At 36.0% G+C, this 12,340-nt stretch carries 10 protein-coding genes; 5 read left to right on the top strand and 5 right to left on the bottom strand.

Going from position 1 to position 12,340, the window contains the following annotated elements:
- Positions 1 to 337: 337 nt before the first annotated feature.
- Genes ACM9J1_RS08100 through ACM9J1_RS08090 form a run of 3 tightly spaced genes read right to left on the bottom strand, consistent with a single transcriptional unit; the run spans position 338 to position 1,993 of the window.
- The gene (locus tag ACM9J1_RS08100) at positions 338 to 772 is read right to left on the bottom strand and encodes a hypothetical protein (RefSeq protein ID WP_415581528.1); all 435 of its coding nucleotides are present in this window, start codon (positions 770 to 772) and stop codon (positions 338 to 340) included.
- A gap of 41 nt (positions 773 to 813) precedes the next feature.
- Positions 814 to 1,440 carry a hypothetical protein gene (locus tag ACM9J1_RS08095; protein WP_415581527.1) on the bottom strand — a complete coding sequence of 209 codons (627 nt, stop codon included), beginning with the start codon at positions 1,438 to 1,440 and terminating at the stop codon, positions 814 to 816.
- A complete protein-coding gene (locus tag ACM9J1_RS08090; RefSeq protein ID WP_415581526.1) occupies positions 1,430 to 1,993 on the bottom strand; it encodes a hypothetical protein in 564 nt (187 codons plus the stop codon). Before ACM9J1_RS08090 ends, ACM9J1_RS08095 begins: the two co-directional genes overlap by 11 nt.
- Before the next feature lie 155 nt (positions 1,994 to 2,148).
- Here ACM9J1_RS08090 and ACM9J1_RS08085 point away from each other — a divergent pair, with 155 nt between their 5' ends.
- Entirely contained in the window at positions 2,149 to 2,364 is a 216-nt protein-coding gene (locus tag ACM9J1_RS08085) for a helix-turn-helix domain-containing protein (protein WP_415581525.1), read from the top strand.
- A 225-nt stretch (positions 2,365 to 2,589) separates the two neighbouring features.
- Here ACM9J1_RS08085 and ACM9J1_RS08080 read toward each other — a convergent pair whose 3' ends face one another.
- The gene (locus ACM9J1_RS08080) at positions 2,590 to 3,024 is read right to left on the bottom strand and encodes a JAB domain-containing protein (protein ID WP_415581524.1); all 435 of its coding nucleotides are present in this window, start codon (positions 3,022 to 3,024) and stop codon (positions 2,590 to 2,592) included.
- A gap of 66 nt (positions 3,025 to 3,090) precedes the next feature.
- The gene (locus tag ACM9J1_RS08075; protein ID WP_415581523.1) at positions 3,091 to 3,477 is read right to left on the bottom strand and encodes a hypothetical protein; all 387 of its coding nucleotides are present in this window, start codon (positions 3,475 to 3,477) and stop codon (positions 3,091 to 3,093) included.
- Positions 3,478 to 3,987: 510 nt separating this feature from the next.
- On the opposite strand from ACM9J1_RS08075, the gene ACM9J1_RS08070 reads away from it, so the two are divergent.
- Genes ACM9J1_RS08070 through ACM9J1_RS08055 form a run of 4 tightly spaced genes read left to right on the top strand, consistent with a single transcriptional unit; the run spans position 3,988 to position 12,331 of the window.
- Positions 3,988 to 6,804, top strand: a complete 2,817-nt coding sequence (locus ACM9J1_RS08070) for an AAA family ATPase (protein ID WP_415581522.1) — start codon at positions 3,988 to 3,990, stop codon at positions 6,802 to 6,804.
- Positions 6,797 to 8,047, top strand: coding sequence for an McrC family protein (locus ACM9J1_RS08065; protein WP_415581521.1), 1,251 nt, complete (start codon positions 6,797 to 6,799; stop codon positions 8,045 to 8,047). The genes ACM9J1_RS08070 and ACM9J1_RS08065 overlap by 8 nt, the downstream gene beginning before the upstream one ends.
- A 43-nt stretch (positions 8,048 to 8,090) precedes the next feature.
- Positions 8,091 to 9,659 carry a site-specific DNA-methyltransferase gene (locus tag ACM9J1_RS08060; RefSeq protein WP_415581520.1) on the top strand — a complete coding sequence of 523 codons (1,569 nt, stop codon included), beginning with the start codon at positions 8,091 to 8,093 and terminating at the stop codon, positions 9,657 to 9,659.
- A gap of 2 nt (positions 9,660 to 9,661) precedes the next feature.
- Positions 9,662 to 12,331: a DEAD/DEAH box helicase gene (locus ACM9J1_RS08055; protein WP_415581519.1), complete on the top strand. Its 2,670-nt coding sequence runs from the start codon at positions 9,662 to 9,664 to the stop codon at positions 12,329 to 12,331.
- Positions 12,332 to 12,340 lie beyond the last annotated feature (9 nt).

The raw sequence follows: 12,340 nt of genomic DNA, 5'->3' as shown, positions 1-12,340 counted from the left end.
TGTAGCCTCCACAACAAAAAGCAAAATCGGTTTCTATGGTGAGATGAGAGGGGTTTACCTCCGCTGCGCTCCGGTGAACCCTGAGTGGTGTAGCCTCCACAACAAAAAGAAAAATCGGTTTACAACCGATTTCTTTTTTGCTTCTCGTCCGTTTACAAAAGCAGAGCTCTTGATACGTCCTAAAAGCAAAAAAGCAGAAATCGAAGATTTCTGCTTTTTGTTGTGGGCGATGAGGGGTTCGAACCCCCGACCCCCTCGGTGTAAACGAGGTGCTCTGAACCAGCTGATTATATAGTTGATACGTGTTAGATGTAGCCTTTTGCAAAAAGTTGTATGCCTAATTGTATGCCTTTTTGATAGCAAATAGTATAATGGATAGATGCTTTTGCATGAACTTGGACGTGCCATAAACGATAATAAATTCTCCTTTCTTTGGGATAGTGGTCATACAATATTGAACCTGTCCAAACTTGTACAATCTGAAATCTTCATCTGTTCTAATCTCTGTGGCTTTGTAATGTACCAGGAAATGGAACAAATCATTAAGCTCATTACCTGTGGATATTTTCATAATCAGGATAACTGCTGTAAGATAATCTCCATTAAAAATCAGTTCAGCTGAATCTGTAGGATAGTTCAGAAAATAATTTAGCTGTTCACCTATATATAAATAACTGTGGTAGCCAGGTAATCTGTCATCAAGAGCATCCAATTCAAACTGCCAGTTCTCATATTGCTTGTCTATTTTGAAAGGAAGATTGAGTTGTTTCATGGGTTGGTATAAAAAAACCACCTTTTAGGTGGCTCAATGATTTATAGGTCATTCTTTGGAAACTGAATCTTTGCAAATAGCTCATCCCATTCTTTAATCTTCTCAGGATAGAGTTTCTGATTGTAATACAAGTCATGGTAGACATCATAGAATTTGATGGAACTATTGAAATCATCTTCCCTTACAGTTACTCCAAAGGACAAGTCTGGAGCTTCAACAACATGAAAAGATTTATCTCCATTAGTATTGAATTCCATATATGCTGAAAAGTAAGCTCCAATTTGATAAAAGATGTGATAGTGCTTAACAACCCAATTCCTTAGCTCTTCATCAAGACAAATAAGATTACAATATTCATCAAAAGCTCTCTGGCATTTTTTTTCAAGTTTATGTAGTTGGGTGGCTTTATCTAACTCTTCCCAAAAATTTATGAATAAACCAAGTTCAGGTCTTTTCGTGCAGTAATCAGGCTTTCTGATGCAATCATAAGGAAGATTCTCTTCTGAACCTTCAAGACATATTTGACAGAGCTTATTATTATTCTTGGAAACATCTTTGTACAAATCTCCATATTTCAAAAGCCACCAGTTGATTTGGTCAATGGAATACCTGTGACCATTGACCAAATTTTGGAGTTCAGAATAAGCTTGATTCAGTTTATTTAGCATCAAAGTAATACTTGGTCAATTGATTTTTAGTTTTTAGAATCAATCTCAATATAAATGCCTTAGTCTCTTGAATGTCCTGACTTTCCAAAATCAAATTGGTTTCCAGATTTTGAACAATTTCCCTTTGCAAGTCACTTTCAATATATGGGATTTTAAGATTCAGCAATTGCAGCTGCATAGGGCTCAGTTGGGAAGTAATCCCTCCTAAGTTTATAACAGATTGGGATATATATTCTATAGAATCAAAATTCTCATCTAAATAGCTTTCTACCAATCTTGAAAATTTCCCTGACTTGAATGCAATTTTTAATTCTTGTGCAATGGCAGCTTTTTCAATTTGTGCGAAACTAAAATTGTTCATTCCAGCTGATTCCATTACCAACTTCTTTACGTCATTTGCCACTTCACAATATTCCTTCAAAATTGAATTCAGTTCATTGCTGATATCTGGGTTGTGGTTTTTTTTCCCATTTGTAGTTTTTTTTTCCTTGTTTCTTGTGGCCAAATAGAAAACACCAGCCAGTAAGAAAAGTGATATTATTGTTATAGTCATAATTTATAAAACTTTAAAGGTATTGCTGTTGAGTTTAGTGTTTTTATGGTTTCCCATAATAGGCCATCATCAAGTACAAATATACTGTATCATTATTGATAACAATAGATTTATCAAATATGACAACTTTTGGCTATTAACAGTTAGCCAAGAAATTGAACAAAAAGGAATTTCAAATAGCACTTGGAAATAGGATAAGACAGCTTAGGGAACAGAAGAATATCTCCCAAACTGAGCTTGCCAACCTTTGTGATATTGAAAGGACTAATATGAACAGGATTGAAGCGGGAAATACCAACCCTTCAAGTTTTCTGCTGTATACAATAGCTTCCAAACTTCAGATTGAAGCCTCGGAACTCTTCAAGTTTTGAAAAATTTTCGCTATTAATACCTATCTGCTGTGATTTACTTAAATTCAAATAAGTGTCAAAAGCGAATAGAAATAGCAGGTTTGAATTCTTGATTGTAAACAACCCAAATTGGAACTGATGTACCTATCCTTTTGTAAATAGATGTAGGGAGAATCTGGAACTTCTCCTAGTTCCAGACTGTTTCCTTATTCTATTGTATAATCCAACAGTAAATTTGGGATATTTTCAGAGCTGGCGTTCATCGGCAAAACTGTAGTAATCACTCTTGGTAATGATTAAATGGTCAATCAGTGTAATGTCCAAGAGATTGCAGGCTTCCTTTAGTTTCCTGGTAATTTGCTTATCAGCTTCACTTGGCTTCAAGTTCCCACTGGGATGATTATGGACTAAAAAGATTCCTGAAGCATGGCATTTAAGGGCAACACTCAGGATAATCCTAACATCAACTACAGTTCCAGTCATACCACCTTTGGAAAGTGGGAAAATCCCCAAAAGGTTATTAGCCCTGTTGACCATAATAACCTTGCTTTCTTCCTGAAACTCGATAATATCCTTATCCCAATTGGACAGAATAAGATTGTAAGTGCTTCTACTGTTGTTCAACACTACACTCTGGCTGTGATTGGTTGAGTATGATACTTTGATTTCTGCTACATCCATGGTAAAATAAATTAAAAAAGAAGAAAAGGCCTGTTCATCCATCAGGACAAACAGGCCTCAACAGGTTTAGGCATGAGCCATTTCATACTTGCCATTCTTGGAGAATGCTTCCATATTGGGTCTGAAGCTCTCATTGACAGGTTGAACAGCAGGTTTGCTCTCCTGAACATAGCTGTACCTGTGGGCAAGGGTAATGATTTCCCCTGTGCTCTGGATGGTGTACTCATAGGGTTCACACTCCACTTTTTCAATTGCCCCTGGCATCTGGGTTCCAATGAGAGCCTTACAGGTCAGCTCATCAAAGGTTGATGGCAGGTTGGCTTTCTTGGCTGTGGCATAGAAATTTCCAGTAGCCTTGCTCTGAACCATTTCAATACCACCCTGAAGTTCAAGGACAAAAAGTGAAGTTCCATCCTCTTTTTGTCTTTCTTTGTAATTGATAATCGTTACCATTTTTTTTGAGTTTTGAATTGAGTTTGCGAAGTCTGTCTGTGTAATTCCTTACAGCTATCACCTTGAAGGATTTTGACTATGACTGACTTAGCACAATGACTATCATTGCTCAGCATGAGTGGGGGTTTTTAGGGTGGCGGGGCCAAGTAGAGGAATTGAAGGTTGAGCTTAATCCACACCATAATAATTCAGCTTGCACTCCTTGGAGATTGGAAGAGCACCAGGAGATGCGAGGAAGGTCAGATTTTCAAGTGCTTGAATTCAAAGAAAGTTGATTGGAGTAGAGAACTCTGAAAGCAGAGCTTAGCTTTTCAAGTACCAGAAAAACAAAAACAATTATTTTAGCTCTGGCAAAGAATCTATCTGCCTAAAGTTAGGTAGGGGATGTTTTGTCAGGAATAAGAGGGGGTGGGTTTCAATAGGGAGATTCACACTTTGGAAATTTTAAAAAAAAAAAATTTTTTTTCAGGTTTTCAGCCTGGATGCAACAGTTAAACCAGAAAAGATACAGTGCAAGAGTTAGACAACTTAAAACAGGAATTTTTAAAAGTTTGGAGTGAAGACAAGGTTAAGGAGATGTCACTTGACCAGTATACGAATCTTGAGAGAGAGAACTCATTTTGTTATTGGTTGGAAAGTAAAACAACTGACTTAGGAAGTATTTGGGGAGGTTCAGCATACAAATTTGGTATTTACAGAAGGAGTGATATTGAAAAAGAGGTTGATGCCATTAATAGAGTTACAGATGGAGAGTATGCTTGGTTTAAAAAATATGGAGAGTCAAAGGAGGAAGCTTTTGATACAGTCAAGTCCATTATAATAGACATTATCAAATTTTCTAAACAAAATAGATTAGATAAAATTGACTCGCTTGATTTGGGATTTGCCTACAAGTGGAAAATAGCCTTTTTATATGGTGAGTACAATTTGGTTAACATCTTTAAATATGAGGGTGTAAAATATGTTGCTGAAGAACTAGGTTTTCCAAAAAAGAAAAAAGCAAAAACCTCTGAGTTACAACAATATTTGATGGAGCAGAAACCCTCACAAGAGGAATATTTCACTTATGCTCATAGATTGTGGAGATTATTTGATGAGCACAGAAAAGGAATTAAGGGTCTAACTTCACAAAAGCAACTGTTTGTAAATTGGCTGATGAAGAACAGGTTGAGTTCAGATATTGCTGAAGATTTAGAACAATTGTCAGATGAAGTGCTTTCACAAGGGTATTTTGATAAGCATATTTATGAATGTGTTGAACTCTCAGATGTTTACCAATTATCATTTCACGCTCCTATAGGAGATAGTTGGGATAATCTTTATGAGCATTACTACACATTTATTCTAACTCAAATCAAAGACAAGACAGGAATAAATCTATTTAGGAACTATGCCTTGGTTACCTTTTCTCAATCAAAAGAGTATGATGATTTCATAAAGAACAATTATTGGTCTGGTTATACTGAAATTTCTAAAAATTATCTCAATACTTTCAGCAAAGGGTCACAACTAGCTATGTATTATCGGGAGAAGAAAAATCCTGAAAACATCAAGGTTGGAGCAATTGGGACTGTAATTGACAATCCAAAAAATGGAATTGATTTAAGAGTTAAATGGAATACTGATTTTGAAAGTTTTTCAGTCAAAATCAATTCAGCTCCAGGGGCATTAAAATTCTTTCAGATTGAACCACAAAAAAATAATGAGCAATTACAAGACATTAAGAGCGTGTTTTACAAAATAAAAGCATCAAATGAACTTATAAAGCAGCCTCTCAATCAAATACTTTTTGGTGCTCCTGGTACTGGTAAAACCTATTTCACCAAAAAAATGGCAGTAGAAATTATTGATAATCTCAATTATGATGAGGCAGACAGGGAATTTATACTTGAAAGATATGATGACCTCTATTCTATTGGGCAAATAAATTTTACAACTTTTCATCAGAGTGTAAGCTATGAAGATTTCATCGAAGGCATTAAACCAGTATTACAAGAACCAGAAGATGAAGAAAGCCTGAAAAATGGGAATTTAGAGTATGAAATCAAGGATGGGATTTTTAAAAGACTTTGTAACTCAGCTAAAGGTATATCTGGCAAAGTAGAAACATCCCAAATTATTGATTTTCAAAACAAGCGTTTCTTCAAAATGAGTTTGGGCGGGAAGCAAAGATTAGATATTCACCAGTGGAGTATTGAAAACAATTTAATTTTTCTTGGCTGGGGAGGTGAAAATGATTTCAGCCATTTAGCCTCAATTAAAGATTGGAGAGATTTCAGGGAAGCTTTTAAAGAGCAGTTTCCAAAATTGATTGAAGATAGCAGATTTGTTATACAGGCTGTGTACTCGTTTCAGAACATGCAGATTGGAGATGTTGTAATTATTTCAAAGGGGAACAAAATTATTGATGCTGTTGGAATTATTGAATCTGACTATTTCTATGATGATTCAAAAGAGTTTGATGTCTTCCACTTTAGAAAAGTCAGATGGTTGGCAACAAACATGGATGCTTCACCAGATTTGTTTATTAACAAAGGTATTTCCCAACAATCTATTTATCAGTTCTACAATGAAGATATTAAGTTAGAATCATTTGTGGAGTATTTCAATGTTCCTGCAAATGACCAGGATTATAAAAGATATGTTTTGATTATTGATGAAATTAATAGGGGAAATGTGTCCTCTATATTCGGAGAATTGATAACTCTCATAGAAAATGATAAGAGGAAAGGAATTAAAGAAATTAATCCAGAATACATTGAAGTAGAACTTCCCTATTCCAACAAGAAATTTTCAGTCCCAGATAACCTCTACATCATAGGCACAATGAATTCAGCTGACAGAAGTGTTGAAGCATTAGACACAGCACTAAGAAGAAGATTCGCTTTTATTGAAATGCAGCCTGACCCTAAAATTTTGCTTACAGAGCATCAATCCCAAGCAATAATAAAACATTCAGATGGTGCAGAAATAAACCTGGCCTCTGTTCTTGAAGCCATTAATCAAAGAATAGAACTCTTAATAGATAAAGACCACCAAATAGGCCATTCCTTCTTTATAAAGGTCAAGTCGTTTGAAGAATTGACTTTGGTTTTCAAGGATAACATTATCCCTCTACTAGAAGAGTATTTCTTTGGAGACTTTGGAAAAATTGGATTAGTGTTGGGAGGTGAGTTTATCAAACAAAAATCTGTATCAGCAAAATTTCCTGCCAACTTTAAGTATGGCGAGGATGGTGATACAAGCTCTTTCTCTGATAAAATAATATATGAATTCACATCAGTAGATAGTTGGACTGCCAGAACTTTCACATCCATATATGAGTAAAAAGAATTTTATACAGGTTTTTGAACATCATAAACTTAAGTATGATGAAAGTTCAGACTTTAAGAAAAGTCATTTTGATGCATTGGTACAATTCAATGAAAAGAATCACAACAGGTACTACACTATTATACATAAAGGAATTTTATTCAATAGCTATGTTGGAGTGATACAGATTGGTGGTTTAACAATTGAGATTTTACCAAAGGCTGATAATCATTCAATACCTGATAAAAGTAAATGGCAGTCTGTATTGTTGAACATGCTCAAAGTGTGCAAACACATTGATATTGACAAAGTTTCAGAAGCCAATCTCAAAAAAAGACAAAACTCTATCTTGGATATTTACTTTGAAATGTTCTTGGATGAAGTTGAAGGATTGATAAACAAAGGTCTAATCAAGAAGTACAGGAGAGTTCAAAGTAACCAATTGGCACTGAAAGGTAAATTGGTTTTTTCAAAAAACTTAAAGAACATCATCCATAAAGAGAGGTTTTTTTGTGAGCATCAAGTTTATGACAAAGACCATCTGGTACACCAAATCATTTTTAAGGCTTTGATGCTGATGAAAGAACTTGTAGGTATGGAGTTGACAGATAGGCTGAACAGGGTGATTTTTGAGTTTCAGGATTTTAAAGAGGTCAGTATAACCCAGACACATTTTACCAAAATCGATTTCAATAGAAAAGTATTGCCTTACCAGAAAGCAGTAGAAATCTCCAAGATGATTATCCTGAACTATTCTCCCAATTTAAATTCTGGTAATCAAAATATGTTGACTTTATTGTTTGACATGAATCAACTCTGGGAAGAGTATGTTTTCAGAATATTAAACAAGCACAAACCAGAAGGTCATTCTGTTTCCTATCAAAACTCGGAGAAGTTTTGGGAATATAAAAAAATCAGACCTGATATTGTGTATAGGGGAACTGAAACCATAGTCATTGATACAAAGTGGAAAATTGTAGAAAACAACAAACCTTCTGATGATGATTTGAAGCAAATGTTTACTTATAATCTTCATTGGGAAGCAGAAAAGAGCATTTTGCTGTATCCAAAAATCAATCAGACTGATAGCCATTTTGGTAGATTCTGGTACAATGATTTGGGTAAGAAATGCAAATTAGCTTATATCAGTTTGTTTGAAGACGCTGTGCTAAAGCCCAATAATGTAATTGCCAAAGAGATTAGAGATAAATTTGAGTTTAATACTATCTTAATCGGTGAAAAAGTGAACTTGAATTAGCCAACTATAAAGCCTATTTTTACCACATATATAAAATTTAGAAATGCCAACATTACACTGGATAGGTAAAGAAAAAGTCATCAACCATCATCAAGATGTTCCCTATAGAATTTTAGACAAACAGTACACTTTCAATAATGATGAAGGTTCAAGTGAAAACAAAATCATTCATGGAGATAACCTTGAAGCACTAAAAAGCCTGTTGCCTGAATATGAAGGCAAGATAAAGTGTATTTACATTGACCCACCATATAATACTGGAAATGAAGGTTGGGTGTATAATGACAATGTTAATGACCCAAAGATTAAAAAATGGCTTCATGAGGTTGTTGGCAAAGAGGGGGAAGATTTAAGTCGTCATGACAAATGGTTGTGTATGATGTACCCCAGGATTAAGTTACTTTCCAAGCTCTTGAATGATGATGGTGCAATTTTTATATCCATTGATGATATGGAAGTGCATTATTTATGTTTGATTTTGGATGAAATATTTGGAAAGCCAAATTTTGTAGCAAATGTTGTCTGGCAAAAAAGAACATCTCCAGATGATAGGGCTACAATTGGAGCTGGCCATGAGCATATTATTATTTACAGCAAGAAGTGGGAAAACTTCAGAAGGAACTTAAATAAACTACCATTAACAAAAAAGCAGACTGCATCTTTCAAAAATCCAGATAATGACCCAAGAGGAGCTTGGGTATCTTCAGACTTTACTGCTCAAGGATTTAGACCAAATCAGATGTATGAGATAACAACCCCAAGTGGGAAAAAGTATTCTCCACCTGAAAGTAGATGTTGGAAAAATATTGAATCAGTTTTTCTTAAAGCCCATGAAGAAGGTAGAATGTGGTATGGCAAAAATGGAGATGGTGTACCTCGTAGAAAGACTTATCTGGCAGAAAGGGAAGGAGTGGCATCTTGGACATGGTGGACAAATGAAGAAGTTGGACACAACCAAGAAGGTAAACAGGAAATCAATTCAATATTTGACTCAGCATCATTGTTTGATACTCCAAAGCCTTCAAGGTTAATTGAGCGCATACTTCACTTATATGTTAATCCTGGAGAAATTATACTTGATTCTTTTGCAGGTTCAGGCACAACTGCTCATGCAGTTCTGAACTTGAATAAAGCTGATGGTGGCAACAGAAAGTTCATCCTGATTGAAATGGAAGAATATGCAGACACCATTACTGCTGAAAGAGTCAAAAGGGTAATCAATGGATATGGAGAAAATAGTAAAGCAGTTGAAGGCACAGGTGGTAATTTCAGCTACTATACTCTGGGAGAAACTGTATTTCTTGAAGATGGTTTCCTGAATGAAAACATTGGAATTGACAAGATTAATGAATATGTCTGGTTCACAGAAACCAGAACTAAATATGAACCACAAACTGAACCTTATTTATTAGGTAAGAAAGAGGGCACAGCTTATTACTTTTTTTATGACAAGGATTCTGGGACAACCCTTGATGAAAGTTTTTTGAGAAAAGTAAAGACTAAAGCTGACCAATACATCATCTATGCTGACAACTGCCTTTTGGATGAAGCCTTAATGCAGAAATACCATATAGTGTTCAAGAAAATACCTCGTGATATTACACGATTTTAAGAATGGAGCTAAAACCTTACCAACAAGATGTGATTAGGGATTTGGAAAATTATCTTTCCTATCTCCAACAATATAATGCTCCAGCCCAGGCATTCAATAATTACTGGAAAGACAAACTGGGTCAGGAGTACAACTCTTTGACCCAAACAGGGATGAGGCCATACAAGGACAACATTCCAGGAAGCATCCATGTGGCTGTCAAAGTGCCTACAGCAGGAGGTAAAACTTTCATTGCCTGTAATGCACTTTATACCATCAATAAGTATTTCAATCAGGGAAATGCCAAAGCAGTTGTTTGGTTAGTGCCCTGGTCAAATCTATTACAGCAGACTTACAACAACTTATCTGACCCAAACCATCCATACAGGGAAAAGCTCAACAGTTTGTTTGGGCATAAGGTAGAGGTGTATCAGAAAGACCAGTTGCTTCAGGGAGCAAACTTCAATCCTACATCAGCTACAGAGCAGCTGAACATCTTTGTGCTCAACTTCAGCAGTCTCAGGATTGACAAGGCCAAGAAAGAGGATAGAAAGATATTTCAGGAAAATGGCGCTTTGGAAGCTTTCAGGGAAACCATATTGGACAAGGATTTGGTCATTGAGGGAACAGATGAAACTGCTCTAATCAATGTCATAAGAAGCCTCAATCCTATTGTGGTTGTAGATGAAAGCCATAATGCTGAAAGTGATTTGAGTGTGGAGATGCTCAAAAACCTGAATCCATCACTGGTGTTGGATTTGACTGCAACTCCAAAGGCAAACAGTAACATCATCAGCTTTGTAAGTGCTTTAAAGCTGAAGCAAGAACACATGGTTAAACTTCCAGTTGTGGTGTACAATCATCATAAGAAAGAAGAAGTAATCAGTAGTGCCCTGCACTTGCAAAGGCAGTTGGAGCTTTTGGCTTTGGAAGAAGAAAAGGTAACTGGAAAATACATCAGACCAATCATTCTGTTCCAAGCCCAATCCAACATCAAGGGCAAGGACAACACTACTTATCAGAAGATAAAGGAACAACTTGTCAAGCTCAAAATACCAGAAGAACAGATAAAGATTAAGGTAAGTGGACTGGATGAACTCAAAGGAGTTAATCTTATGTCCAGAGGTTGCCAAGTCAGATACATCATTACCATCAATGCCCTGAAAGAAGGATGGGATTGCCCAAATGCCTACATTCTGGCTTCATTGGCTGATAAATCTTCTGCTGTAGATGTGGAGCAGATATTGGGCAGGGTTCTTAGACAGCCTTATGTTACCAAGCATGAGCAGACTTTGCTGAACATGTCTTATGTGCTGACAGCATCAGCCAAGTTCAGAGAAACATTGGATAACATTGTCAAAGGATTACAGGATGCAGGATTTAGTAAAGATGATTACTATGCCCATGAGCAACCAGAACAACCAAAGACAGTTAATGAAATTCTGCAAGATGAACTTTTTGGTGATGAACCCAAAAAAGAAACTCAGTCAGATGATGAATTCAATGTAGCTGCTATAGATTTTGACCCAACCCAAAACACAACCCTTGAAAGTTATCAGCAAGGAATGACAAATTCAGTTATCGCTGAGATTACCTCAAAAGCAGAGCAAGAAGGTAAAGCCTTTGAACAAAAAATCAGCAACACAGATATTGATGACAATACTACATACTTATCTGAGCTTATGAATAAAACACCCAAGAAATACCCAATAGAGGGAAGGTTTAAGAAAGTCGCTTCACAGATTTTGCTACCACAGTTCTTTCTGAAAGAAGAAGGAGAATATTCAGGTGGTGTTTTGTTTGAGGAACTGGCAGTTTATGAGAAACTTGTATCTAAAAACAGTCTGCTCAAAGACTTCAAGTTGCTTCAATGTGATACAGCAATCCCTTTTGATGAAATTTCTGCTGAGATATATAGGGTAGATTTTGACACCAACAAAGGAACAGCAGCAGCCAATAAGATTACTGAGAAAGCTAAAGCTATTCTGGTTGAAACTATTTTAACCAAACCACAGGATAGGCAAATCAATGATATAAGTAAGCATATTGTAAGCAAGCTGGGTGATATGACCCCAATCCCTGAGCAAGACCTGACCAAATATGTAGCAAGGGTTTTTGAAGCTCTTTCTCCTGACCAGGTTAGGGATATAGTGAACAATGATTTCATCTACATTCAGAAAATCAAGAATAAGATAAATTCCTTGTCATCTGCCTATGCAAAAGAAGAGTTCAAGAAGCACTTGGACTCTAATAGCATATTCATTAAAGGCAATTTTGGCCTTCCAGATACTATAACTCCATTTGACCCTAGTACACCTATTTCTAAAAGTTTGTATGAACTTGAAGATAAGATGAATGGTTTTGAGCAGAGCATGATTATGGATATTGCTTCATTGGAAAACATCCAGTTCTGGCACAGAAACTTCACCAGAGGCAAAGGCTTCTTTATTAATGGTTATGATGCCAACCATTATCCAGACTTCATTTTGCATACTGAAAAAGGAAACATCATCCTCATCGAAACCAAAGGCGATGACAGAGATAATGATGATAGTAGGGAAAAGAACTGGTTAGGTAAGCTCTGGGCTCAGAAAGCAGGGGATAGTTTTAAGTACTTTATGGTTTTCCAGACTAAAGAAGTTGAGGGATGCTATAATGCAAAGAGTATTATTGAGGTGGTAAAGAAATTATAATTGTTATTT

It is taken from the genome of Flavobacterium longum (assembly GCF_965137575.1).
GTDB classification, from domain to species: Bacteria; Bacteroidota; Bacteroidia; order Flavobacteriales; family Flavobacteriaceae; genus Flavobacterium; species Flavobacterium longum.
The sequence above is the reverse complement of the archived record's forward strand: the minus strand, read 5'-3'. Positions and strand labels throughout refer to the sequence as shown.